General features: G+C 58.6%; 22 protein-coding genes. 11 read left to right on the forward strand and 11 right to left on the reverse strand.

Annotated elements, in window-relative coordinates; all coding sequences use genetic code 11:
• Window positions 1-225 precede the first annotated feature (225 nt).
• Both I1969_RS08180 and I1969_RS08185 read left to right on the forward strand, forming a co-directional pair.
• Entirely contained in the window at window positions 226-675 is a 450-nt protein-coding gene (locus tag I1969_RS08180) for a DUF4869 domain-containing protein (protein ID WP_195234473.1), read from the forward strand.
• On the forward strand, window positions 675-1,652 hold the full coding sequence (locus I1969_RS08185) for a translation initiation factor 2 (RefSeq protein WP_117746656.1): 978 nt from the start codon (window positions 675-677) through the stop codon (window positions 1,650-1,652). Before I1969_RS08180 ends, I1969_RS08185 begins: the two co-directional genes overlap by 1 nt.
• Here I1969_RS08185 and I1969_RS08190 read toward each other — a convergent pair.
• From I1969_RS08190 to I1969_RS08210, 5 genes are all read right to left on the reverse strand, one after another.
• The gene (locus I1969_RS08190) at window positions 1,649-4,135 is read right to left on the reverse strand and encodes a glycosyltransferase family 2 protein (protein WP_195234475.1); all 2,487 of its coding nucleotides are present in this window, start codon (window positions 4,133-4,135) and stop codon (window positions 1,649-1,651) included. The genes I1969_RS08185 and I1969_RS08190 overlap by 4 nt on opposite strands.
• Window positions 4,136-5,203 carry a glycosyltransferase gene (locus I1969_RS08195; protein ID WP_195234477.1) on the reverse strand — a complete coding sequence of 356 codons (1,068 nt, stop codon included), beginning with the start codon at window positions 5,201-5,203 and terminating at the stop codon, window positions 4,136-4,138.
• 12 nt (window positions 5,204-5,215) lie between these two features.
• Entirely contained in the window at window positions 5,216-6,334 is a 1,119-nt protein-coding gene (locus I1969_RS08200; protein ID WP_195234479.1) for a glycosyltransferase family 2 protein, read from the reverse strand.
• Between the two features lie 74 nt (window positions 6,335-6,408).
• Entirely contained in the window at window positions 6,409-7,449 is a 1,041-nt protein-coding gene (locus I1969_RS08205) for a glycosyltransferase family 2 protein (protein ID WP_195234481.1), read from the reverse strand.
• 6 nt (window positions 7,450-7,455) lie between these two features.
• Window positions 7,456-8,559, reverse strand: coding sequence for a glycosyltransferase family 2 protein (locus tag I1969_RS08210; RefSeq protein ID WP_195234483.1), 1,104 nt, complete (start codon window positions 8,557-8,559; stop codon window positions 7,456-7,458).
• A gap of 256 nt (window positions 8,560-8,815) precedes the next feature.
• On the opposite strand from I1969_RS08210, the gene I1969_RS08215 reads away from it, so the two are divergent.
• Window positions 8,816-9,835: a glycosyltransferase gene (locus I1969_RS08215; protein ID WP_195234485.1), complete on the forward strand. Its 1,020-nt coding sequence runs from the start codon at window positions 8,816-8,818 to the stop codon at window positions 9,833-9,835.
• 20 nt (window positions 9,836-9,855) lie between these two features.
• On the opposite strand, the gene I1969_RS08220 is transcribed toward I1969_RS08215, so the two are convergent.
• The 5 genes from I1969_RS08220 to I1969_RS08240 all read right to left on the reverse strand — a co-directional run bounded on the left by I1969_RS08220 (window position 9,856) and on the right by I1969_RS08240 (window position 14,934).
• A complete protein-coding gene (locus tag I1969_RS08220; protein WP_195234487.1) occupies window positions 9,856-11,652 on the reverse strand; it encodes an AAA family ATPase in 1,797 nt (598 codons plus the stop codon).
• Between the two features lie 202 nt (window positions 11,653-11,854).
• Window positions 11,855-13,672 (reverse strand): VgrG-related protein, encoded by a 1,818-nt coding sequence (locus I1969_RS08225; protein WP_195234489.1) that lies wholly within the window; start codon window positions 13,670-13,672, stop codon window positions 11,855-11,857.
• 128 nt (window positions 13,673-13,800) lie between these two features.
• Window positions 13,801-14,220, reverse strand: a complete 420-nt coding sequence (locus I1969_RS08230; RefSeq protein WP_006235564.1) for an HI0074 family nucleotidyltransferase substrate-binding subunit — start codon at window positions 14,218-14,220, stop codon at window positions 13,801-13,803.
• Complete coding sequence (locus I1969_RS08235) at window positions 14,207-14,494, reverse strand: nucleotidyltransferase family protein (RefSeq protein ID WP_006235563.1); 288 nt, start codon at window positions 14,492-14,494, stop codon at window positions 14,207-14,209. Before I1969_RS08235 ends, I1969_RS08230 begins: the two co-directional genes overlap by 14 nt.
• 8 nt (window positions 14,495-14,502) lie before the next feature.
• Window positions 14,503-14,934, reverse strand: coding sequence for an RrF2 family transcriptional regulator (locus I1969_RS08240; RefSeq protein WP_035138650.1), 432 nt, complete (start codon window positions 14,932-14,934; stop codon window positions 14,503-14,505).
• A 224-nt stretch (window positions 14,935-15,158) separates the two neighbouring features.
• On the opposite strand from I1969_RS08240, the gene sufC reads away from it, so the two are divergent.
• Genes sufC through sufU form a run of 5 tightly spaced genes read left to right on the forward strand, consistent with a single transcriptional unit; the run spans window position 15,159 to window position 20,392 of the window.
• Complete coding sequence (gene sufC, locus I1969_RS08245; protein WP_195234491.1) at window positions 15,159-15,959, forward strand: Fe-S cluster assembly ATPase SufC; 801 nt, start codon at window positions 15,159-15,161, stop codon at window positions 15,957-15,959.
• Between the two features lie 12 nt (window positions 15,960-15,971).
• Window positions 15,972-17,384, forward strand: a complete 1,413-nt coding sequence (gene sufB / locus I1969_RS08250; protein WP_195234493.1) for a Fe-S cluster assembly protein SufB — start codon at window positions 15,972-15,974, stop codon at window positions 17,382-17,384.
• Entirely contained in the window at window positions 17,384-18,655 is a 1,272-nt protein-coding gene (locus I1969_RS08255; protein ID WP_117746668.1) for a SufB/SufD family protein, read from the forward strand. Before sufB ends, I1969_RS08255 begins: the two co-directional genes overlap by 1 nt.
• Complete coding sequence (locus tag I1969_RS08260; protein ID WP_204986374.1) at window positions 18,652-19,977, forward strand: aminotransferase class V-fold PLP-dependent enzyme; 1,326 nt, start codon at window positions 18,652-18,654, stop codon at window positions 19,975-19,977. The genes I1969_RS08255 and I1969_RS08260 overlap by 4 nt, the downstream gene beginning before the upstream one ends.
• The gene (sufU, locus tag I1969_RS08265) at window positions 19,970-20,392 is read left to right on the forward strand and encodes a Fe-S cluster assembly sulfur transfer protein SufU (RefSeq protein WP_035138654.1); all 423 of its coding nucleotides are present in this window, start codon (window positions 19,970-19,972) and stop codon (window positions 20,390-20,392) included. The genes I1969_RS08260 and sufU overlap by 8 nt, the downstream gene beginning before the upstream one ends.
• A gap of 671 nt (window positions 20,393-21,063) precedes the next feature.
• On the opposite strand, the gene I1969_RS08270 is transcribed toward sufU, so the two are convergent.
• Window positions 21,064-21,876 (reverse strand): transposase, encoded by an 813-nt coding sequence (locus I1969_RS08270; protein WP_035138656.1) that lies wholly within the window; start codon window positions 21,874-21,876, stop codon window positions 21,064-21,066.
• Between the two features lie 403 nt (window positions 21,877-22,279).
• On the opposite strand from I1969_RS08270, the gene I1969_RS08275 reads away from it, so the two are divergent.
• The 3 genes from I1969_RS08275 (at window position 22,280) to I1969_RS08285 (ending at window position 25,820) form a co-directional block, all read left to right on the forward strand.
• Window positions 22,280-23,014 carry an iron-sulfur cluster assembly scaffold protein gene (locus tag I1969_RS08275; protein ID WP_006235554.1) on the forward strand — a complete coding sequence of 245 codons (735 nt, stop codon included), beginning with the start codon at window positions 22,280-22,282 and terminating at the stop codon, window positions 23,012-23,014.
• Window positions 23,015-23,032: 18 nt separating this feature from the next.
• Window positions 23,033-24,037, forward strand: a complete 1,005-nt coding sequence (locus tag I1969_RS08280) for a GGGtGRT protein (protein ID WP_006235553.1) — start codon at window positions 23,033-23,035, stop codon at window positions 24,035-24,037.
• Between the two features lie 256 nt (window positions 24,038-24,293).
• Window positions 24,294-25,820 (forward strand): FAD-dependent oxidoreductase, encoded by a 1,527-nt coding sequence (locus I1969_RS08285; protein ID WP_195234495.1) that lies wholly within the window; start codon window positions 24,294-24,296, stop codon window positions 25,818-25,820.
• Window positions 25,821-26,171 lie beyond the last annotated feature (351 nt).

The raw sequence follows: 26,171 nt of genomic DNA on the forward strand, positions 1-26,171 counted from the left end.
GCAATTTAAATATGAGTCGCCACACCTCAACCGTTACGCTAAATAGCTTCTAAGGCAAACTTAGCGCATGAGCGAACTGATTAAACGAGTGAACTGAATAATAAAGCAACAAAATACAAACCTTGGTCATCAATCACATCTACCGCGGGCCGATAACGCCCGCCTCATGTGCTGCGATATAATCAATCTCACTAGATGCCAAATCAGCAAGCCGAAGGAGCTGACGTGCTAACAATTCACTATGGTGATATGGAAAACGTTATCTACAACACGTCCGTTTACTTCGATAACGTATATTCGCCCCAGTGGTTTCAAGACTCCTTTGCCCAAAGGGTCATAAAATCCATCGACAAAGGCACCGTGGTAGGCCCCAATGCAATCGATACCAAGATTCTAGGCATCATTCCTCCCGAGAAACTATCCAGCGGCACCAAAACGCTACTGCTTATGTACTTTATGCCGCAGAATATATATAACGCCTCAAATTGCGGTGATAATTGCGCCTACTGGATTCTGAGGATCGCCGCGCAAAAGGATCTAACAATCAATCTCTACCACATAATGGATTTTGGAAACGGCAAATTCACGGTAACCATTGCAAATACGGGCGATATAGTCCACACAATGTTTGACCTTGTCCCCATAGCTGGAAAATGCCTAAGGGAGAGCTCCTGATGCGCGGATCATACAAGGTAATTATTCAAAATAACCGGGTTCAGTTTAAACTGACCATCAATAGAAATCTGACCATCATCCAAGGTAACAGTGCTACAGGCAAGACAACTCTGCTTGATATGGTGGCAGCTCACGAAGAGCTTGGGGCACAAAGCGGCGTAACAGTAAGTTGCAAAGTGCCCTGTAAAACAATATCTGGAAAATATTGGCGTAGAGATCTCCAAGAGATTTCCAGCAGTATTGTTTTTATTGATGAGGGCAATACTTTTGTTCGATCAAGAGAATTTGCCCATGAAGCAAAGCGTAGCTCAAACTACTACGTAATTGTCGCCAGAGAGTCACTGCGCCAACTGCCCTATAGCGTTGATGAAATCTACGGTCTTAAGAACACCAACCGAACCACAACGAAGTATCCCGTTTACTCTCGTGTCTACACCTCTACATATCGTATTTACGGTGATACTGATTTTAGAGGCGAGAGGCCCGAGCTTGTCATTGTCGAGGACACAAATTCGGGCTACGAATTCTTCAGTTTGCTATGCAAAAAGAGCAGCATTAAATGCATCAGCGCGGGAGGCAAATCAAATATTTGCAACTGCATTATGGACGCACCGGAAAACGACATCCTCGTGATTGCCGACGGTGCCGCCTTTGGACCAGAAATTGCGGAAGCAGCTGCTCTATTGCGCCGAAAGAACATCAAGCTATTCCTACCGGAATCGTTTGAATGGCTCGTGTTGAAGTCGGGATTATTCAACAGCAAACACATTAAGGACATGCTGCTTAACCCCGCTGAACATATCGAAAGCTCAAAGTTCTTTAGCTGGGAGAAGTTCTTTACTGCAGAACTCATCGAATGCTCACGAGACACACGTTTTCGATATGACAAGAGCTGCTTGAACGAGGAGTACCTGAACCCCACCGCTCTTGCAGCTCTGGAGGATACTTTGCCGGACCTTGGCATTACTTCGCACTAAAACGAGAAGTACTCACTGTCGGAGGATAGGTTTGGTCCGAGCCACGGGTCGCCATCGAGGAAGAACTCAGGCCAGTGCTGCATGAACAGCGCCTGCTCACGCTTCCAGCGGCGCAGCTTTTCCTCGTTGGCCTCTTCCCTGCCGCGCGAGGTGAACTCGTAGTGGTACAGCTCGGCATAGGGCGTAAAGATGGTGCGGTAGCCAGCTTCCCGCACGCGCAGGCAAAAGTCAGCGTCGTTAAAACCGACGGCAAATTCCTCGTTGTAGCCGCCGACCTGCTCAAATACGTCGCGTCGCACCATCTGACAGGCACCTGTTACGGCGCTAAAGTTACCCGGACGTACGGCGCGGGCAAGATAGCCCTCGCGCTTTGCCGAGAAATCCTGGTTGGCATGGGCAAGTGCGCCACGCACACCAACCAATATGCCAGCGTGTTGCACCAGATGGTCGGCAAAGTAGAGTTTGGCGCCCACCACGCCCGCATCGGGACGCTGCAGATAGCCCATCATCTCTTCGATAAAGTCGGGGCTTATGACCTCGGTATCATTGTTCAGCAACAGAAGGTAATCACCCTTGGCATGCTCCACGCCAAAGTTAATGATCTGGGAGTAATTGAACTCACCCGGCCAGTACGCAACGCGCGCGATGCCCTTGCCTTCGGATGCTGCAGCCACGCGCTCTGACAGGGTTTCGTAATACGCAAACGTCTCCGGGGCTTCGCTGTTGTTCTCCACCAAGACGATCTCGTAATTGGTATACGTGGCCTTCTGGGCGATCGACATCACACAGGCGTCAAGCGTCTCAATGTGATCCTTGGTGGGAATCACAATGCTCACCAGCGGCGCAGGCTCCGGCAGCGCAAAGCGCATGCGGTAGACAAACGGCGTCTCGGTCTCCTCGACCGTTCCGCAAATGCCCAGCGCGTTAAAGTGGCGCTGCAGCGCAAGACGACCGGCTTCAATAGCATACGGCTTGCTATCGGCAGAGCCATCGGCGGTCGACCCCGGATGAACGCGCCAGTGATACAGCACGTGCGCAACATGTTCAAACCGCGCGCCCGCCGCAAGGCAGCGGAGCGTCAGGTCGTAGTCCTGGGCACCCGCAACGTCTTCTGGGGACGTGCCGATACGATCGATAAGCGCCTTCTCCACCATCAGGAAATGCGTCACGCAGTTATGGCTATAGAGCAAGTCTACATTGAGCTTGGTCTTAAAGACCGGCTGGCCCCACTCCCCCGTTTTCTGAAACATGTCCTCGTCGCAGAACAGGACCTGGGGACGCTCGCCCTCGGCAGCATTGTTCAGCGCGGCAACATAGTGGAACAACGCGTCCGGCTCCAGAATGTCATCGTGGTCCAAGAACGCGATGTAGTCGCCCATCGCTTGCTCAATACCCGCGTTGGTGTTGACCACAATGCCGCCGTTGCCGGGCAGCCCAAAGCGACGAACGCGCTCGTCGTGGGCGCCTGCCGCAAGGTCGGCAACCGCATCCCATTCAGGTGAGGCATCCATAAGGAGCAATTCCCAGTTGTCATAGCTCTGGGCTAGCACCGAGTCCAGCAGCTCGCGCAGGTAGACTCGATCGGTCTTGTAGCACGGCACCACAATGCTCACGAGCGGCCTATAGGCAAAGGCCGCCGAAGCGACACGCTGGCACGCCAAATCGCCCGGCTTTGCGCGATGCTGCTCAAACCAACGTCGATAAGCTGCGTCGTCTGCACGCGCGTCCTTCATACGGTTCCAGCTGTCGTCGACCATGCCGTTGTACAGGCGACCATCCATGGCGCAAAACCCGCTCTGGATCTGCTCTGTGGGATCGCTCACAATCGCGACAAAATCTCGTATATCCTGAGGCATCTCAACGCTCAGAAACGTTTTATTGACGCGGCATCCGTCCTGCTGCGGCACATCGACCTGCGACTCAAACACATGCACGGTGACATCGATGGCATTCATATGCGTATCGGAGATCTGGAACTCGGGTGCGCACTGGGGGTCTCCCGCCCAGGTAACCTCATAGCGCCACACCGCGCCGGAGTCTGCCGGCAAATAGCGAATGGCATCGATCTCGTAGCGACCGCAGCATTCGCCACGCTGCGCATCGCGGATAAGCGCGCACAGCGCAGGCTTTGCTTTGTAGTTAATCTTGGATTCCAGCTTGGCCACGCGGCTATCGAGGCGAATAGAGCCCAACCTTTGACCACCGGATGCAAAAACGACATCCATCGACGAGCCATCCAAAAACGGAAGTACCATGACGGCGAGCTCGCGCTCGTAACCGGAAACGGAAGGGCAAAGCGCCAGCACACGGCCATGATCGACCGGGAGCACCAGCGACGGCACACGAGAACCGCTCGTCGTCGCATGGACAAACGCTTGAGAACCCTCCCGCTCAATAAGCGCGGCGACATCCTGACCGGCAAAACGAAGCAGCACAAACAGACGGCCCTGGCTGCGGCAAAGTGCCAAACGTTTGATACTCATCTACACTTCTCGCTTTCCCAGGGCGTTCGCTGCCATGCGTTTGCAGGCACCCAGGCGCCCAAACCTCAAGACGTCGTAATCGAACATGAGCTTTTTGCACAAACGAGCAGCAGGGGCCTTACCGATAAGTGCCGCGCGCACCATGGCGGCAACCGAAGGAGCACATTGTGCGAGCGCAGCATCGTTGTCCACGGCAGAACCGTTAAGCGCCGCGGCAACGGCAGCAAACACTTTGCCGCAGTCCGAACCCAGCAACCTCAGCGCATCGTACAGCACCAGATCACACAGGAAGTACGCCAGGTCATCAGCATGCTGTGCGTCGAGACCGTCGCGCCGCCAGTCAGCCAGCATAGCGGAGTAAATCTTCACGTGCTCCAGCAGACGTGTCTCGTCGTCGTAGCGCATGGTGTCCATGAGCGAACCCTTGCGAGCCACGCGATAGTCGTACAACTTGTTCGAGATAAGCGCGGTCTTGTGCGAACGACCGTACACGGCAAAGTCGAAGACCTGGTCCTCGCCATACTTAACGGTTTCGTCGAACACGATCCCGTTGCCCAGCAAGAAGTCGCGCTTGCAGGCGGTGCGCCATGCAAAGGGACGAGACGCTTCCTTAAACAGCAGGTCGGAGCTATAGCCCTCAAACGACACATCGCGCGGGCTAAGCACATAGTTAAGCCACGGATACCCCGCCTCCAGCGGATACGGGTTCGCGCCAAAGGTCAACACGTCGCAGTCCTCGCGCTCAAAGGCATCGACGATCACGCGGCATGCATCGGGCGTAAAGCGGTCGTCGGAATCCAAGAACGCGACAATAGGCGCCGTGGACGCGGCGATGCCTGCATTGCGCGCGCTCGACAGGCCCCCGTTCTCTTTATCGACCAACGTAAAGCGCGCGTCCTTTTCGCAATAGGCAGCCGCAATATCGCGCGAACCGTCCGGCGAGCCATCGTTGACCAGCACGCCTTCCCAATCGGGCATGTCCTGCGCAAGCAGGGAGTCCAGGCACCAGGCCAGGCACTCCTCCACCTTATAGATGGGAACGACAACGGAAATCTTGGGGGTAGTCATAGCCAAGTGCTCCTACTGTGCGGCCGGCACGTCATCGGGATGCGGATTATCGCCGTAGGTGCGCTGATACGTCAGCACGCGCCAGACCAGCGGCAGGCCGCCAATCTTAAAGTAGTGCTTAAACGTATTGAGCTTGCCGGGCTTCTTAAAGTCAAAGCGCGAATCGATATAAGCACGGGGCGACTTGACCATCAGGCGCAAGTCGGTCTCGCCGCGCGGATCGAACAGCGACAGATCAAAGCGACCGGCATCCCAATCGGCCTTGAGCTCGGGCGAAGCCTTCTCCCAAAACTGCTCGCGCAGCTCATCGACCAGACGCTCGTCATTCCAGCGATACGTATCGACCTTCATGCGCATTAAAATGCCCTGGAGCTGAACCTTGAGCTCGGGACGTTCATCCAAAAAGCGCTGCATCTCGGCGTATTCGTCGCACACGCAAAATACCTTGTTGGGCGAATTAACTGAGCTCTTCTCGTTGTCTTGGCGATAGCACAAAATGGGGTCCGCGATAAACGCTGCACGCTCGGCGCATGCCCAAACCTTAAAGTTAAAGCCTGCGTCCTGATACGAGGCGCCCGGCGTGGGAAGGAACCGAATCTGATTGTCGTTGAGGAACTCGCGCCGATAGATGGCCGACCAAATGGAAGGTTTGCGGTAGAAGATGCCCGGGCGATCGACGGGGCGATACGCGGCGCCCGTCATATACTCGCCGATGATCCCAAACAGCTCACGGCGCTCGCTGGGCGTGGACCAATACAGATAAAAGTCGCCCTTTACCACATCGGCATGCTCAGCATCGGCCTTGGCGACCAGCTTTTGGAGCGAATCCTCAAACATAAAGTCGTCGGACTCAAGAATGCCCACGTACTCACCGCGCGCCATCTCCAGGCCGCGGTTCATCGAGTCGCCGTAGCCGCTGTTGGCCTTGTCGATCATCTTTACACGGGGGTCGCGCTCCATGTACTCGCGGATGATATCTGGCGAACTATCGGTAGAACCGTCGTTGATGCAGATGATCTCGATGTCCTTGAGCGTCTGCGCCACGGCGGAATCGAGGCACTCGCGCAGGTAGCGCTCAACATTGCAGATGGGAACAAGCAGCGAAACTTTAGGGGTATCAGAGTTCTGCAAGAGAACCTCCTGTTGAATAGCGTATAACAGGGTTATTTTAGCAGCCGAGTTGCGGCGGGCGGCAGCGCTTGGAATTAGAGAAAGCGCTCCAGGCAGGCTTTGAGACCGCGAGTCGAAAGATAGAACAGCGTGGCGTCTGCCATCGAAACGCCCGAGGTCGCCGCAACGAGCTTATGGGCAACACGACGAACGGCACCCTTAGCAGGCATATCCGCCCACTCCGTTCCCAAAAACGTCGTGAGGTCCATGTTGACGCGAGCCGCCACGCGATAGAAGTCATCGGCATCCAAGCGCGCCAGGTCGAACACAATTAGGTCCAAAAACCAAGTTATCAGCTCGCCGGGGCACAGGTCTAAAAGACCGTAGGCCGCCCAGTCCTCCAAGACCTCCTCGAGCATCCTCATGTGGGCGTCAAGCTTTTTGGCGCGAGCCTCGGCACCGTTGAACTCGTGCGTCGCCGATTCGCTCTCCATCACGTAGTGGTAGAACTTGTCCGGCATGACGACGGTCTTGCGGGCAAGCGCATAAGCCGCAAATTGGAAGACGACGTCCTCGCCCAAAGCCAAACCGGGGGCGAAGCGAATGCCTTCGCGATTGAGCAGCTCGCACGAAAAAGCCGCACGGCAGGCATAGGGCTGCGCATTCGAATGGAACAGCAGTTGGGGATCACGGGCGCCGAAGGTACCAGCTTTGGGGCTCATGAGTTGCTGGACGCGCTTGGGGGCAGCATCGGCAGGTTCACAGACGCCGCCAAAAACGGCGGCCTCGGCATCTGCAGACTCCATGGAATGCAGCACGTGCTCGACCGTCCGGGCATCGATGTAATCGTCGGCGTCCACAAAAAAGACGGTCTCGCCCTCGGCGACATCGATACCGGCATTTCGAGCACACGAGACGCCCGCGTTTTCCTGGTCAATCACCAGTACGCGATCGTCGGCCTGCGCGATCTGGCGCAACACGTTCAACGAATCATCAGTCGAACCGTCGTTGACGCAGACAACCTGAATCGAGCGCTCGGACTGGGCCAACAGCGAATCGAGGCATCGCTGAATGGAGCGCGCAGAGTTGTAAACGGGGACGACAATGGTAGCTTTAGGACACGAGGCCTCTCCCATGTCGACCTACCCCCTCAGCGATTCGATGAGGAAGGCAGCGACCACGCCTGGGCCTCCAACCGAGGCGTAATACTTAGCACGCCCCAAGGCACCATCCGTCGCGAAACTCGGATGCTCGTCAACCCAGCCCTCAGGATCTTTGAGGATGGCAGCGAGATTTGCGCGCTTCCACGGCTTGAGGTCGTCAAGCGAAAAGTCCCCGGCGTCCAAGGCCGCTTGGAACTCCTTGGCCATCTGAACCAGGAACTCCTTATAGAACTTAGGCGCCAGGCGCACGTAGTTCCACATGTACGAATCGTACTTAATGAGCTGATTGAACTTGAGCATGCGCGCGACGTCATCACTTGAGTGGTCGCGGGCATAATCCTCTCGAATCCAACGCTCAATCTCGGCATACTCGGTATTGACGCAAAAGACCTTAGCCGAAGAATTGACCGAGGAATTCTCGTTGTCCTGGCGATACGACAACACGGCATCATGCAGGTAAACAGCCTTATCGGCACACGCGATAACCTTAAAGGCGAATGACGTGTCCTGAAAGGATGCCCCTGGAGTCGGCAAGAACTTGATGCCGTTGCGCTCAAGAAAATCGCGACGGTACACGGCCGACCAAATCGACGGCTTTTGCTTAAAGAACTGCGTCGTGTCGCTCGGGTGCACCGGCTTGTCGCAGTCCTTGGCCTTAAACATCTCGTGCAGCGAACGGCGCTCCTCGGGCTTAGACCAGTAGAAATCAAAGTTAGCCTTCGCAAAGTCGGCATTATTGCTATCGGCGGCCGAGACAAGCTTTTCGAGTGCGTCGGGCGCCATAAAGTCATCGGACTCCAAGATGCCAACGTACTTGCCACGCGCCATCTCCAGACCGTGGTTCATTGAGTCGCCGTAGCCGCTGTTGACCTTGTCGATCATCTTGACGCGCCCATCGCGCTCCATATACTCGCGGATAATCGCCGGCGAGTTGTCGGTCGACCCGTCGTTAATGCAGATGATCTCAATATCCTTGAGCGTCTGCGTCAGGGCGGAATCGAGACACTCGCGCAGGTAGCGCTGAACATTGTAAATGGGAATAAGCAGCGACAGAACAGGGCTGCCAGAGGCGTTAGTAGACAAATGTGCTCCTTAGGAAATACCTGTCGTTTCATGGTATCAAAGGGCCAGCGCGCCAGCGGGCGTTTATATAATCTATGGAGCCTCTTGCGGGCAAAGCAGCCCCACGTCATGCGGCGGGCCCATGGCAGGTTCCTGCGTTTTATTCAAAGCTTGCCGCCAAGGTGCGCCGAGCCTTTACAATAGGACAGTCCCAAGGACGTATTCGATAGCTTCCGCGCTGCACTCACCCGCCGCGCGTGAAAGGATATATTGCCCCATGCCTTCAACCCTTCCCGCTCCCATCGATAAGCTCGCCATTGTCGTCGTTACGTACAAGCGCCAGGAACTCCTGGCCAACTTGTTCGACTCCATGACCGAGCTTACGTCAGCGCCCTGGCGCATCGTGATCGTCGATAACGAGAATTCGCGTGAGACCGAGGCCATGTGCACCGCATTCAACGAGCGCCTGGCCAACCTGTGGGGCACCGACATCGAACAGCCCGACGCGAAGGGCGGCACCGACCGCGTCATCTACGCACCACAGCTCGAAAACGGCGGCGGTGCAGGTGGCTTCTCCGCCGGCACCAAATGCGCCTACGACCTGGGCGCCCAGTGGTTCTGGGTGATGGACGACGACGTGCTCGTCATCCCCGAAGGCATCGAGCGTCTTGCCAAGTGGACCGACCGCTACGATGTCATCCAGGGTTCGCGCCTGGACTTTGACGGCGGCGCCTTCTTTTGGCAGTACCAGCTCATCCTTTCGCTTGGTATCCCCAACCCCATCGCTAAGTGGGACCTGGGCCCCAAGGGCTACCGCGCCATGAACCAGTTGTGCTTTGAAGGCGGCATGTTCTCGCGCCGCGTGGTCGACAAGATCGGCCTGCCCGATGCGCGCTTCTTTATCTACGGCGACGATGCCTGCTACGGCTACGTAGCCAGCCAACACTTCCCCGCCGCCGTTGTTGCCGACGTGGTTCTCAAGCGAGCCCGCGCCGTCTCTAACTGGGATATCGCCGGCAAGCGCCAGCTCAACTCTACGAGCGACACCAACCGCTACTACATCATGCGCAACCGAGGCTTCCTCGCTCGCTATATGCAGATCTACGGTGACTACCACCCCATACTGTTCCGCCTGGGCAATGCCGCGACCTTCTGCAAGGAATTCATTCGCCTGGCTGCGGTCGATAAGTGCTTTAAGACCGGCATTCCGGCGCTGCGCCGCGGCATGAAGGACGCCCGCAAGATCATCAAGGATCCCAACTGGAAGCCCATGCCGCCCATGAAGGACGCGGAGTAGTAAAGGGCTTTCGCCATCCCCTATAACCGCTGGCACACCACGGACACGCGCTGCCCATCAAACCCAAACCCCCAGCGTATGCGGCCAACGCCGGGTCGCGGCACACGGATTTCGTCGATACCGTCGCGCTCTATGTCGAGCAGCGCCTGCACGGCCAGCAATTCCAGGCCCAGCGCATCCACACCGGGGTCATACATCATGTTGATCGTTACCAGCGGACGTTCATCGAGCATACCGATCGTATCGGCTATGTCAAACACAGCGCCCGTAGGAAAAACCTGGATGTCCCAGCGATCCGCGCCACACTTTCGCCTCGAAGCAGGATTGGCATAGCCCGGCAATCCAAAGCAGAGTCCTTGCAAGAGTAGGTGATATGGCAGCGGTGTATCTGGGTCGGTCGCACCGATTCCCGCATCTCCCAAGATGCGGCTTAGCGCCCGCCTCACGGTATCCTCGTTCCCATGGCACAGCCCGTCGCGAAACGCATCGACGTCTCGAATGTCTTCCGCAGCGCACTCAAACCACTCAATAATCACTAGACGCAAGGCCTGACGAAGCTCGTTATTGGGCAATCGCAAAGCACAGAGGCGATCGCCATACTCTGGCTCCTCAGTCATATCTGTCGTCAGGAATCCTGACAGATACAGCGCCGTCCACAAGCCATCATCAGGCGAGGCCCCTAGCCCCGCAGCGCCCAAACAAAGCGGGACCCCAACGCATCCATGGGCCTCGAGCAAATCAAACAAGACCGAAAGGCGGTCGAGATTCCAGTCACTAACTACCCTACTCAGGCAATCCGCATACCCATACAGATCGGCACGCACGGGCGCCGTGCAGCCTCGGTCCAGAAAACCGATCACACGCGCTGGACTCGAGCAATAGGCCCTACCAAACCGATATCCCTCGAGCCATTCACGCGCATCATCCAGGTATTCCTCGTGCCCAACATGATTCAACAGAGCCTGGACCTCGGCATCCGAAAAGCCGAAACAACGGTCACACCAGGTCGAAAGCGGCGCCGTCAGACAATACGAGCAGCCATGCAAAGAAAGCGCCGCTTCGGCAGGGCCGGGATACTCCCCCATCAGACACGTCAGCCGCAACGAATCGTGCGCAGTGGCAATGGCGTCGAACAGTACGCGATCGAATAGCCCTGCCGGATCGGCGTCGGAAGCGTCCCTCGCGCTCGCACGGCGAGACCACGCCGCATCGTACCCATCGACGAGCAATACAACCTGCTCATCGCAGGCCATCTCCAGCAGCTCAATGAGCACACCGAGCACCGAGTCAACCTCGTCCGCGCTCGCCACGCCACGCGCGACGTGTTCGATGTGACGCACCTTATCTCGAGCTAAATCCGGAGCCTCCAAGAGCGCCAACAAGCGAGCGCACTCGCCCGAAAGGGCATCGCGCACGACGCCGGCAACAGCGGGGCCACGCCTCGCAGCGCCAGAAAAGTCCAGCGATATCACCGGATAGCAAGCGTACTCATCCCGATAGCGCCCGCCGTCTGCATCCCAAATCTGAGCATCGGCAAACAAACGCTGGCCAGAGCGACCGACCGCTGGACGCTCCAGAAAAGCCCTGAGCATCGACAAGTTCATGCTCTTGCCAAAACCCTCGGGTCGACAGCACACCACAACGGACGCGTCGCAGTCCAACACATCGGCAATAAACATGGTCTTGTCAACCAGCATGCAGCAACCAAGGGCCTCCGCATAGTCGTGCATGCCAATGGGCAAAACCGCATCGTTGGCACAGCCGATCAAACGCACGCCAAAGCCGGCATCACAACCATTATTCGCCTGTTCAGACACCAAAACGTTCCCCCTAAATCGCAACACGACGCCAATTGTAATGACCGCATCGCATGTACCGATGTCACCGCGCAAACATATCGGGCAACGGTAGCAACAAGAGGCGTGAGGGGGCACAACTAATCGTTGCACAACAAAACGGGGCCCGACGCATTCGCACCGGACCCCGTCCCGACTCTTTAGTTATCTGGCAACCGAGAGGCTACTCCTCCGAGCCGTCCTCCCCAGCAGCCTTCTTCTGCTGATCGAGCTTATGCTTACCGCTCACGATGGACGTAGCGCCCAGCGTAGCCAAGCTCGCACTGGCAAGGCTCGCCATCACGATCAAGTCGCCCGTCTTGGGCATATTGCCGCCAGATGACTTGGTCGTTGTAGTCGTCGTGGTTGTAGTGGTCACCGTCTTGGAGTCATTTTGCTCTTGGTTCTGGTTGTCGGTGTTGCCCTTACTGCTGTCCTCGCCCTGCTGCTTTCCGTCCTCGGTCTTGTCCTTGTTCTTGTCCTTCTCCTCAGATTCAGACTTCTTGTCCTCGTCCTTCTTCTGAGCGGACTTGTCGTCCTTCTCATCAGAGCTAGAACCCTTATCGGATTCAACCTTCTCGGAAGCCTTATCCTTGGAGTCGCCCTTTGCGGCTTCGGTCTTTTCCGTGGAAGCCTGATCAGAGTTGTCCTTGTTCTGGGCCGAGCCGTTATTGACGCCAGCCATCAGCGAAGAACCCAGCGTAGAACCAAGCTGCTCGGAGAAAGAAGGCTTCTTGTCCGGCGAAGCAACGGGAGCGTCCGGCACCTTATTCGAGTCGTCCTTGGAAGCATCGGAATCAGGGGTTGCGTCAGAGCCAGAGCCGTTGTTAGAGCCGGTGTCAACGGACGAATCGCTCGAGCCGGTGGATGAGTTAGAGGTGTCAGCGTCGGTCGAACCAGAAGCGTCGCTGTCCGTATTGCCGGCAGAGCTTGAAGACGAATCGCCCGCAGCAGAGCCGTTCGAATTGGAGCCGTTCGAGGTAGAGCCGTCGTTGGTAGTGCCACCAGCAGAGCCATTACCGTCAGCATCGGTCGAGGGCGCATCCATCCTGTCATCGTTGGCATCGTCACTCGAGTCGTCATTCGAATCAGGTGTCGGCGAGGGCGCCGGTGTGGGCTCGGGCTGCACGGGCGTCGCGGCGGCAGCCTCGTCCTCAGCGATATAAACCAAGCAGTCCTTTAGCTCATTCTTATAACGATTCTTCCAGCCCTCATGATACTGGGGCTGGCTCGAATACTTGGTCGCCACGTTATTGACCACGCTGTTGGAGAGCGCCGTCACAAACTCGCGGTCGGACATATCATTGGAAAGATTCGCCCAGCGGAAAAAGTCCCTGCAGCCACCGGTGCCGCACATGTTGGTAATGCTCCACACCATGCCCTTGACGCAATCGGCGCGGCCCGAAATATCAATACCCAGGCCGCTCTTGAGCCACGCCTCGGTCACCGCATAGTACGAGTTGTACGCATAAGCATCTTGAAGTGCTGAGAACTCAACAGGATCGGTGTTGTAAGCACCCTGGAAGGCCTCCTGCGCAATACGGCCCAACTCGGTGAGCTGACCGTTCTCGTACATGGCATTGCTCGTGTTGGAAATCTCGCTGCCGCGATCAATCGCATCCTTGAGCATGCTGTATTTTTCGGGGCTGTAGTTGTAGACCTGCTTCATAAACGGAATGAGCGACCAGCGGCGGTCGAACTGGTAATAGCCCAACGCGTTATAGCCGTCACCGTACGAAAAGCCCTGGTTGTAGTTACCATGGCTCTCGTACTTGGTAAAGTACTTCATCTCGGGAGTCACGTTGACAAACGAAACGCCCTGGACCGACCTCAGCACGCCTGAGAAGGACTGCTGGGTGTAGAGACCCTTATCGATATCGGTGGCATCCGAGGCAACGCCCGGCGTGGGCTCCTCGGCAGCGGCGGGTGCCGGCGCGGAAACGGCGCCAAACGAAAGCGCCAACGTCAGGCCCGCGACAATAGCAGAATGCTTGGGCTGCATAAGATCCTCCCTGCATTGGTGTAGTTAAAGTTCAGTTTGCAAAGATAAAAATAAGTATTGCAGCTCGCCCGTTGTTGCACAACAACCCCTCGGTAAACGGCAACAACCCTCCGCGAAATCTTAAGGAATTAAACAAACTGGTCGTCGGGCGCCATCAGAAGCTCGCCGTATCGCTCCATCAGCCCGTCCCTCAACTGACAGAAAGCGGGGATATAGACGTTCAAGATGCGCTGAATCAAATCTTGAGCGAGCTTGTTGTCGTAGATATGGACGTTCGTATTGCGGTCTCTGAGCATGTCTAGCCAGGCCGCCTCATCAATAAAGTCGTAGAATCGGTACGACTCCTTCACGATGGCACGAGGAGACCCCGACGCGGCAAGCGTGGCGCCCTCATACTCGAGCAGACGCTTAAGGAGCTTCCAGCTCAGTTCAAATTGAAGATTGAACTTATTAATCAATCCACTCTGAACAAAATCATTGTTGAGATCCTGATTGGGCGCATCCTCAAGATTCGCCAAGGCGCTAACAAAGTTCTCATATTTTTTCATACAGAATCACACCATCCCTGGCAATCTCATCGAGCAATTGCTGCGAGAGGGACTCGTCGAGATTGACGACATCTACATCTAAAAGAGTATCAAGATGTTCCTCGATCAAATATGAGAAACGGCCGAAATCCCGGCAACCTGCTACGGCGATGTCAATATCGCTCTTGGGCAAGTTGTCGCCTCGAGCACGAGAACCAAACAACACGACCTTCTCGGCGTCACATTCCCGAGCAAAAACTTCGATTTGCTTGTACACCTTGTCGAGAGATGCCATTTGCACCCCTACAGCTTAATGTCAAAGTTGATTTCGGGGACGGCAGCCAGGTCGGCCAACGTCACGCCGTCGACGTACTTTTCGATCACGTCGTCCAAACCGCGCCAGAACTTGACGGTCGAGCACAAATCGCTGCGGGTGCAGCTGTTGTCGATGCCATCGCACGCCACCGGAGCCGTGCTGCCCTCGACGGCACGCAGGATGTCGCCGGCGCGCACCTCGGCCGGGTCCTTCGCCATCATGTAGCCGCCGCCCTTACCGCGCACGCTCCTAAGCAGGCCCGCCTTCATGAGCGGACGAACCAGCTGCTCCAAATACTTTTGTGAAATATGCTCGCGGTCAGCGACCTCGCGAAGGGCAATCTTGCCCTCGGCGTCACCAAGCGCTGCGATATAGATCATCAGACGGAGGGCATAGCGGCCCTTAGAAGAAATGAGCATACCTACCCTCTCATCGCATCTGGGACAACATAACCAGGTTTGTTTGTCCCAAATCTTAAGTAAATGGGACAAACACAACAGGTTATTTTGTCCCAGAATTTGAAAAGTCGAGTGGATTAGTCGGGTTTTCCCTTGACTAACGCCGAACCCATAGTAACTTTATTCCGAGAAGATTCCTAGGGTTTAGTACACCTATGAGTACACCATATACAGAGAGGGACAGCATGAGCGCAAATCCGCTGCTTTCCATCGAAGGTCTGACCGCCTCCGTGGACGAAAAGACCATCCTCCACAACGTCAACCTCAACGTCGCCGCCGGCGAGACCCACGTTCTGATGGGACCCAACGGCGCCGGCAAGTCCACCCTCGGCCACCTGGTCATGGGCGACCCCGTTTACACGGTCAACAACGGCCGCATCGTCTTTGACGGCCAGGACATCACCGAGCTCACCACCGACAAGCGCTCGCGCGCCGGCCTGTTCCTGAGCTTCCAGGCCCCGGTCGAGATTCCGGGCGTGCCGCTGTCGAGCTTTTTGCGCGCCAGCATCGCCGGCCGCCCCGGCCTGGAGATGAAGGGCAAGGAGTTCCGCCGTCGCGTGAAGGAGCTCGCGGCCGAGCTCAACATGGATACCGCCTACCTCAACCGCGAGCTGGGCGTGGGCTTCTCGGGCGGCGAGAAGAAGAAGGTCGAAATGCTCCAACTTCTGCTGCTGCAGCCCAAACTCGCCATCCTGGACGAAACCGACTCCGGCCTGGACGTCGACGCCCTGTCCACCGTCAGCCACGGCATGGACGCGTACCGCAAGAGCTGCGACGGCTCCATGCTCATCATCACGCACAACACACGCATCTTGGAGCACCTGAATGTCGACCGCGTCCACGTTATGGTCAAGGGCCACATCGTGCGCGAGGACGACGCTTCGCTCATCCCCTGGATCGACAAGAACGGTTTTGAGACCTTCGAGCGCGAGGCCGCCGAGCAGCGCGCCCAGGCCGAGGCCGCCGCTGCCGAGCAGCAGGCGTAAAGGGGCGACGCAATGACCAAGAACCGCACCGAGGTCGCGGACATCGACCGCAGCCTCTACGACTTCACCTATGGCGAGGAGGGATTCGAGCGCCTCGACGCCGGCATCACGCCCGACATCGTGCGCGAGATTAGCGCCAAAAAGGACGAGCCGCAGTGGATGCTCGACCTGCGCTTAAAGTCCCTCGAGATCTTCAACCGTTTTCCCGACCCGACGTGGGGCCCCTCCATCGAGGGCCTGGACATGGACAACATCGTCACCTACGTCAAGCCCAACACCGACCAAAAGCACGACTGGGAGTCGGTGCCCGACGACATCAAGAACACCTTTGAGCGCTTGGGCATCCCCGAGGCCGAGCGCAGCTACCTGGCGGGCGTCGGCGCGCAGTACGACTCCGAGCTGGTCTACCACAACATGCAGGACACGGCGTCCAAGATGGGCATCGTCTACTCCGGTATTGAGGAAGCCCTGCACGATCCGCAGTGGGAGCCGCTCATCCACGAGAAATTCATGACGCTCATCCCGCCCACCGACCACAAGTTTGCGGCCCTGCACGGCGCCGTGTGGTCGGGCGGCTCGTTTGTCTACGTGCCCAAGGGCACCAAGCTCGATTTCCCGCTGCAGAGCTACTTCCGCCTCAACGCCAAGGGCGCCGGCCAGTTTGAGCACACGCTCATCATTGTCGAGGACGATGCCGACCTGCACTTTATCGAGGGCTGCTCCGCACCCAAGTACAACGTGGCCAACCTCCACGCCGGTGCTGTCGAGCTCTTTGTGGGCAAGCGTGCACACCTGCGCTACTCGACCATCGAGAACTGGTCCAAGAACATGTACAACCTCAACACCAAGCGTGCGCGCGTGGACGAGGACGGCGACATCGAGTTGATCAGTGGCTCCTTCGGCAGCCATGTGGGTTATCTCTACCCCATGAGCGTGCTCAACGGCCGCGGCGCCCGCTCGAGCTTTACCGGCATCACCTTTGCCGGCGCCGGCCAGAACCTCGATACCGGCTGTAAGGTCGTACTCAACGCGCCCGAGACCTCGGCAACCGTCGAGACCAAGGGCATCTCCAAGAGCGGCGGCATCCAGACCTTCCGTAGCTCTATCGTGGCCACGCCCAAGGCCGAGGGCTCCAAGGCAACCGTGAGCTGCCAGTCGCTCATGCTCGACGACCAGAGCCGCTCCGACACTATTCCGGCCATGGACATCCGCGCCAAGAACGTCGACATCGGCCACGAGGCCACCATCGGCCGCATTGGCGACGACAAGGTGTTCTACCTGATGAGCCGCGGCATCTCGGAGGAAGAGGCCCGCACCATGATCGTCAACGGCTTTGCCAACCCGGTCTCCAAGGAGCTGCCGCTTGAGTACGCCGTCGAGATGAACAACCTGATCAAGCTGGAGATGGAAGGAGCGATCGGATAATGAAACAGGAAACCAACACCGCTGCTACCACGCTCGAGCAGGTTAATGCGATGCCGGCAGCAACTTGGGGCTGGCTCAAAATGAACCAGACCAAGCTCGAGCTTTCGGACGAGCTTTCCGCCGCTCCCGCCGAGGCCGTTGAGGTTGAGGGCTTGGAAGAGCAGTTTGCTGGCACGGCCGACGCCTTCGATACCGCCATGGACGCCATGGCCGAGCGCTTCCCCGAGCGCCGTGCCTCCGCCCCCGGCGACGCCGCCGACCGCGCCCGCATCACGCCCGAGACCGAGCTCGACGTGCCCGCCACCTCCGTCTACCAGGCCGGCGCTATCAAGCTCGAGGAGGAGCTCTCCCCTGCCGAAGCCTTCGAGACCGGCATGGGCGAGGCTGCCTGCACCTATCTGATCGACCACGCCACCAAGTGCATCGTCATCGATGTGCCCGCATACCAGCACGCCACGGTTACCGTGCGCGTGAGTGGCGCCGACGCGGCGGCGGCCATCGCCGCTATCGATGTCGTCGCCCGTCCGCAGGCAACGCTCGACCTCGCTCTAGCCCTGGACTCCCCCGTCAGCGGCCAAGGCGTCGTGGGCTCCGTGCTGCGCGTGTGCGCTCACGAGTACGCCACCGTCAACGTGACCTGCACACAGACGCTCGATGACAGCTGGATCGCACTCGATGACACCGGTCTATTCCTAGACGAGGGCGCGCGCGTCAACGTGCAGCACACCGTCCTGGGTGCCGGTGCCAGCGCCACCGGCCTCGCCGGCGATCTGCTGGGCGACACCGCCAAGGTGACCATCGATACCGATTACCTAGGTGCCCGCGAACAGGTGCGCGACTTTAACTACGAGCTGCGCCACCGCGGTCGTAAGACCGAGTGCGAGATCGACGCCAACGGCGTGCTGACTGGCACGTCCAAGAAGGTCTACCGCGGCACCATCGACCTCGTGCACGGCTGCAAGGGCGCAACCGGCACCGAGCGCGAGACCGTGCTGCTCGCCAACAAGGGCGTCGACAACAAAACCGTCCCCGTCATCCTCTGCGACGAGGACGACGTCGCTGGCAACCACGGCGCCACCATCGGCCACGTCCGCGACGAGCAGCTGTTCTACCTCGCCTGCCGCGGCCTTGACCAAAACGCCGCCGAGGACCTGTTCATCCGCGCCAAGCTGGAGGACGCTGCGCTTTCCGCCACCGATGAGCGCACCCGCGCCGCCGTCGTCCGCCTGGGCAACAACTTGATCGATAACTTTGAGGAGGAGCTCGCATGATCGACACCGAGCACGTTAAATGCGATACCTGTACTGCCCCCGAGCCCATGGAACTCGACGCCAGCGACGAGGCCTCGCGCGGCTGGCCTACCGTCGACATCGAGACCAATCCCTACAAGGCGCAGTTCCCGCTGTTCCAGCAGCACCCCGAGATCGCCTTCCTCGATAGCGCGGCCACCGCGCAGCGCCCCGCCTGCGTGCTCGACGCCGAGCGTGACTTCTACCAGCGCATGAACGCCAACCCCCTGCGCGGCCTGTACTCGCTGTCCGTCGAGGCCACCGAGGCCATCGCAAAGGTGCGTCAGCAGATCGCCGACGTCATCGGCGCCCCCCAGGCCAACGAGGTCGTCTTCACCCGCAACACGAGCGAGTCGCTCAACCTGGTCGCCAAGAGCTTTGCGCCCACGGTCCTCGAACCGGGCGACGAGGTCGTCATCACCATCATGGAGCACCACTCCAACCTGATTCCGTGGCAGCAGGTCTGCCGTGAGACCGGCGCCAAGCTCGTCTACCTCTACCCCACCAAGACCGGCCAGCTCACCACCGAGGAAGTTCTTGCCAAGGTGGGCCCCAAGACCAAGATCTTGGCCGTGGGTCAGGTCTCTAACGTCCTGGGCGTTGAGAACCCGGTCAAGAACCTCGGCAAGCTCGTGCACAAGTACGGCGGCTATCTGGTCGTCGACGGCGCGCAGTCGCTGCCGCACATGCCGGTCGATGTGGCCGACCTTGGAGCCGATTTCTTTGCCTTTAGCGCGCACAAGGCCATGGGCCCCATGGGCATCGGCGTGCTGTGGGGCAAGATGGACCTGCTCAACGCCATGCCGCCCATGCTTACCGGCGGCGAGATGATCGACTCGGTCACCGAGCAGGACGCCGTCTGGGCGCCCGTCCCCGAGAAGTTCGAGGCCGGCACGCAGGACGCCGCCGGCATCTTCGCCACGGGCGCGGCGCTTGACTACCTGGTTAACACCGTGGGCTACGAAAACATCCAGGCACGCGAGCAGGCACTCGTCCACTACCTGATGGGCGAACTCATGCAGCTCGACTTTGTCCAGATTATCGGCTCCATCTATTGGGACAATCACCATGGCGTCGTGAGCTTTAACGTCAAGGGTATCCACCCGCACGATGTCGCGAGCATCATGGACATGGACGGCGTCTGCATCCGCGCCGGTCACCACTGCGCACAGCCGCTGCTCACCTGGCTGGGCGTCGAGAACCTTGCCTGCTGCCGCGCCAGCGTGGCCTTCTACAACGACAAGGCCGACATTGACAAGTTCATCGCCGGTCTGCATCACGTTTGGAGCACGTTCAATGGGTAATCTGTACACCTCCACCACATTTATGGAGCACAACTCGCACCCCGACTATAAGTACGAGATGGACGCTCCCACGCACGAGCACGACGGCATCAACCCCAGCTGCGGTGACGAACTCACCTTGCAGCTGCGCGTCGAGAACGGCGTGATCGAGGAGGCCTCCTTTACCGGTCATGGCTGCGCCATCAGCCAGGCCAGCGCCGACATCATGGCCGACCTCATCACCGGCGAGACGGTCGAGGAGGCGCGCCGCCTGGCGGGGCTCTTCCTCGCCATGATCCGCGGCGAACAGCTCTCCGAGGAAGACCTGGAAGACCTAGACGAGGCTGCCCAGCTCCAGGACATCTCGCACATGCCCGCCCGCGTCAAATGCGCCGAGCTCGCCTGGCGCACCCTCGACGGCATGCTCGAGGGGTAAACTAACCAGTAGCGTATGCGCCGAATCCAAGGTTTTTGATTGCCGAGCCGCCCGATACGGGCGGCTCTGTTTTTCCTAATGAGCGCCGGACGCACGAAGTCCGCGCGTCCGGCGCTCCGTCTGTCATTTACCACACAGCAGACGCGAACACGGGCGTTTTCCACAGCACCAAAGGCCTGCGGCAGGGCCCCGGACCCGCCAAGCAATGCGCCAAGCCCCGTTCTGCTGAGCTCCGACTCGCTTCGCGCCTGCCGCAGAAGGGTCCCATAGGATGCTGCGTGCATTTTTGCGAGTATTCAGCACGCCAAGCTGTGTGCATACGCATCGGAAGCGTTAATCAACGTCTCCAGGCGCATAAATATTGTGTTTTAGACCAGACATCGCGGTCTGACGGGACGCAGGCACATACTCCGGGGGTGCAACGGCAGGGATCAATAGCTTAGGGGCCCGTGTGTTGCAAGATTGTGGCAGTGCCGACAGCACCACGATGCTGAAAACTCCGTTTTTTGCACGGCGCAGACGGGGGTAGGCACGGGCAAACCCGGACTGAGCTGTTATTTTATGCAAGATGACGATTGTTCTATGCATATTAAGAAGTGCAGTTACCGTACCAAGCTTTTGAACGCTGGTTGCGGCGTATGGACGACCCCAGCTGCGGTGAACAGGCGACCCTACATCACGTTTCCGCCAGCCCGCATCGCCGTTCGCGCGCGGGCGCGCACGATACGAGAGACGGTACTTTTGCCAATCCCGGTATACCGCTCAATCTGACGCACTGTAAAGCCGGCATTGTTCAATCCAACAATAACGGTATCGCGCTGCGCCGGCGGTACAGTTTTAACCCCGTTGAGCGGAACCCCTAGCTCCTTCGCCAACTTGTTGGCAAAGGCGTGGCGTTCCCACTCCGTCTCTTTCATATCGCGCAGCGCCGGTTCGCCGCTGTCGGGCGTCGAAAGCGAATAGGCAGCAAAGGCCTCGGCAGAACCAAAAAGCTCAAGCACGCAAGAAGGATCGGAAAATCCCCTCGTGGCATCTGCCGCATCACTGTCGTAAGCGCGCAGATGCTCCGCAAAGCTGCTCCAGGGGTAACGCTCGATTAGGCTCATGCCCGCCTCCTGCGGATCGGCGTGAACGGAGCGAATAGCCTCCATCACCTGCCAGTCGGTATCGAGCGAGCGCCGGTCAAAACGGTTCTGGAACAGATGCCCTGTGCGCCCCGTGCGTTTATTGAACCGCCGCGCGTACGTCAAAAGCAGCCGGTGCATCGCCGCGCTCATCGCGTCCTCGTAATCTGCAAGCACCAGACGCACGTGATTGCCCATAAGGCACCAGGCGATAACCGTCACGCCCGCCTTGCGGCAGCACTCACGCATCAGCTCCAAGAACTCCCACCGGTCTTCATCGCCCTCAAAGATGAGCTGCTTGCCCGTACCGCGGGCACAGACATGGTAAAAGCCGGTAACCGTTCTCCAAACGCGCTGCATGGCGCTCCCTTCGCCGGGATCTGCTTGCCATCCAATACAGCACGATTGAAGCGTGCCATCAAAACATTCACGCAAAACAATTCGCTCGCGCGGCCAAAGGCAGTAAACAGGCGGCGAACGGCACCGTTGCAACAGGTCAACCCCCGCAACGCTTACAAGAGCTGCCCAAAAGCTTGCCAAAGACGGACCCCCTCTACGGAAGTTCGCGACCACAGAACATAGAGTTAAACCGTTTCAATTAAAACTTCCGGACTTCTCGCTACGAAAACTGAGCCGTTCGCCGAATATTCCGTGCATTTCGCGGTATTATAGGGGCTGCATGTCATGTCCCTTTCGAAGGGTCGCCCGGCAATCGCCAGCCACGGCCCCCAGACGGGACGCCAACACGATAGAGAGGAGAGGCATGCAGTACTCACAGGAAGTGGAGAACATGTGCCCCGTTGCCAAGGGTGCATACCACGGCCCCGCACCCATCCCCGAGGAGGGCAAGTGGGTCCAGGCTAAGGAGATTTCCGACATCTCCGGTCTTACGCACGGTGTGGGTTGGTGCGCACCTCAGCAGGGCGCCTGCAAGCTCACGCTGAACGTCAAGGACGGCATCATCGAGGAGGCCCTCGTTGAGACCATCGGCTGCTCGGGCATGACCCACTCTGCCGCCATGGCTTCCGAGATCCTTCCCGGTAAGACCATCCTCGAGGCCCTCAACACCGACCTCGTCTGCGACGCCATCAACGTTGCTATGCGCGAGATCTTCCTGCAGATCGTTTACGGCCGCAGCCAGACCGCGTTCTCCGAGGGCGGCCTGCCCGTGGGCGCCTCCCTCGACGACCTCGGCAAGGGCCTTCGCTCTCAGGTCGGCACCATGTTCGGCACCAAGGCCAAGGGCGCTCGTTACCTCGAGCTCGCTCAGGGCTACGTCACCCGCATGGCTCTCAATGACAAGAACGAGATCATCGCATTCGAGTTCCTGAACCTCGGCAAGTTCACCGACGCCGTCAAAGCCGGCAAGACCCCCGAGGAGGCCATCGCTGGCGCTATGGGCCACTATGGTCAGTGGGAGAACGCTGCCAAGTACATCGACCCGCGCACCGACGAGGAGACTCACTCCGTCGCCAGCGTGTTCCCGGTTCACGAGTAGAAAGGGAGGGAAATAACTATGACTGTTACGTTCGAAGGTTACGAGCGCCGCGCTGACAAGATCAACAAGTGCCTCGCCGACAACGGCATCGCCTCCCTCGAGGAAGCTCTGCAGATCTGCACCGACAAGGGCTTCAACCCGCGTGAGATCGTCAACAACACCCAGTCCATCGCCTTCCAGAATGCCGAGTGGGCCTACACCCTCGGTTGCGCTCTCGCTGTCAAGCGTGGCGCCAAGTCCGCTTCTGAGGCTGCCGCCATCATCGGCGAGGGCATCCAGGCCTTCACCGTTCCCGGCTCCGTCGCCGAGGACCGCAAGGTCGGTCTGGGCCACGGCAACCTGGGCGCTATGCTGCTCTCCGACGACACCGAGTGCTTCGCCTTCCTGGCCGGTCACGAGTCCTTCGCTGCCGCTGAGGGTGCTATCGGCCTGGCTCTGAACGCCAACAAGGCTCGCAAGAAGCCGCTGCGCGTCATCCTCAACGGTCTGGGCAAGGACGCTGCTCAGATCATCGCCCGCATCAACGGCTTCACCTACGTGAAGACCCAGTTCGACTACTTCACGGGCGAGCTCAAGGTCGTCGAGACCATCCCCTACTCCGATGGTCCCCGCGCCGCCGTTAACTGCTACGGCGCCGACGACGTCCGCGAGGGCGTTGCCATCATGTGGCACGAGAACGTCGACATCTCGATCACCGGTAACTCCACCAACCCCACGCGCTTCCAGCACCCCGTCGCTGGCACCTACAAGAAGGAGCGCCTCGAGGCTGGCAAGAAGTACTTCTCCGTCGCTTCTGGTGGCGGCACTGGCCGTACCCTGCACCCGGACAACATGGGCGCCGGCCCTGCCTCTTACGGCATGACCGACACCATGGGCCGCATGCACTCCGACGCCCAGTTCGCCGGTTCTTCCTCCGTGCCTGCGCACGTCGACATGATGGGTCTCATCGGCATGGGCAACAACCCCATGGTCGGTGCCACCGTCGCCTGCGCTGTCGCCGTCGAGGAGGCCCTCAAGGCCTAATCGCGCCCGCGCGATGCTCATATAGTTGAGCTTTGGAGCCGCTACCTTTCGAGGTAGCGGCTCTTTTTGTTTGCGCTGGTGCAGGGTAGCTAATGCCGATATATCAGTTGGGGCGAAATACAAGATGTGATGAGATGGAGCGTCAGAGCGTCCATGACGCCCACCTGCCATATTTGCCCTTTACCGATTTGCCGAGTCTTTGCGGCCCCATTGCCGATCACCCGTGCGACAATGCGCCGGACGAGAAAGGAATCCGATGGAATCGACTGATGTACTGGTAATTGGATCTGGCATTGCGGGCCTTTGCGCCGCCATCGAAGCGGCACGCACGGGTGCAACCGTCACTGTGGCAAGCGCCGGCAAGACTATGAGTGGATCGAGCTTCTTCCCCGGAACCTGGGGCCTAGGGCTTATCGGACCCGTTAACGAAGACGACGAGCAGGACCTCATCGACACCATCCTGGCCGTCGGCGGCGGCGTTGCCGACCCCGAACTCGTCCAAGCGTTCGTCCACGGCATTCCCCAAGCGATTGACTGGCTCGAGCAAGACCTGGGCGTTGAGCTCCAGCGTCCGCAAAGCGCCAAGAGTGCTCAACAAAAGCAATTTATCCCCTGCTTTGACCACAAGACGCGCATGTGGCGCGGCCTCACCCGCAAGCCCCTTGAGGACGCTCTGACGACCTGGATCGAGTCGCTCGGCATTCGCCTGCTCCCCCGCCATGAGCTTATCGACCTTGTTGAGGACACGAACGGCAGAATAACCGGAACCGTACTCTACGACCTTACCGAAAATCGAATCGTGCCCTTTGCTGCCAAGGCCACGGTCATCGCAGCCGGTGGCACAGGCGGCCTGTTCGAGCGCAGCCTTACGTCGGCTGATGTGCTCAGCTCCTCGCAGGCCATCGCACTGGCGCACGGCGCAACACTTACTAATATAGAGTTCATGCAGATGATGCCCGGCTTCATCGAGCCCAGGCGTAACTTGGTCTTCAATGAGAAAACCTGGCGCTACGTGCACGTAGACCAGCCGGTAGATATTGCCGACGACAAGCTGGACGACCTGCTCGAGCAGCGCTCTGGATATGGTCCCTTCACGTCACGCTTGGCCTCCCGCTCTATCGATCTCGTCATCGATCAGGCAGGTGTCGAAGGTCTGGCACTCCACTACGACTTCCCCCGCGAGGATGTCCCAGAGTTTGTGCAGACCTTTGCCACCTGGCTGCAAGACGAGCACGGCATCGCGCCGACCGACGAGATGCGCGTTGCGATGTATGCCCACGCCGCTAACGGCGGCATTAAGATCGATAAGACCGCGCACACGGGCGTTGAGGGCCTCTACGCTTGCGGCGAGGCGACAGGCGGCATGCACGGCGCCGACCGCATTGGTGGCTTGTCAAGCGCCAACGGCATCGTGTTCGGACGCATCGCGGGCGCATCGGCAGCCCTTGCAGCGCAGAAAGAGCCTGAGACAGCCCTGAAGGCGGATATCGCCCTCCCCCGCTACGGCATTTCCACAACAGATGCCGAACGCCTGACACACGGCCTTAAGCACACGATGAGCACCTATTGCATGATCAACAGGACCGAAACAGGCCTATCCGAGGCCCTGCAACAGCTTGAAAGCCTGCAAGACAAGGCCATGGCGCTGAGCAAGCCGCATGCCGATGACAGCGAGATCGCAGCCCTCGCCCGCCTACAGTCGCAGATTCGACTAGCACAGGAAATGGTCAAAGCCATGCGCAAGCGAACTGAAAGCTTAGGTTCGCACTATCGAGCAGACTAAATCGATTCTCACTTTGAGTTTGATCACAACTTCTCAACATGCATCGAGCCCCGTAAGCATGATTCCCCTAAGGAGAACACGCCTACGGGGCTTTAGCCGTGTTTCCCTAAGGGAATCACGGTGCAGATTACTCAGCTCCGCGCCCTTTCGGGTTCGACCCCATGCGTGGTCAACAAAAAACGACCAGCCTGAGCCAGTCGCTTTAACAATCTTTGGGTGGGCCGTCAGGGGGTCAGCCTGCTGCGCAGGCGGTCGCTGCGGCGCTTCGCGCCTTGCGCGCTGCGCTGGCAAATGCTTACGCATTTCCTCAGCTCCGCACCCCGACGGGTTCGACCCCATGTGAGGTCAACA

Source organism: Collinsella aerofaciens (genome assembly GCF_015548375.1).
GTDB lineage: Bacteria > Actinomycetota > Coriobacteriia > Coriobacteriales > Coriobacteriaceae > Collinsella > Collinsella aerofaciens_AB.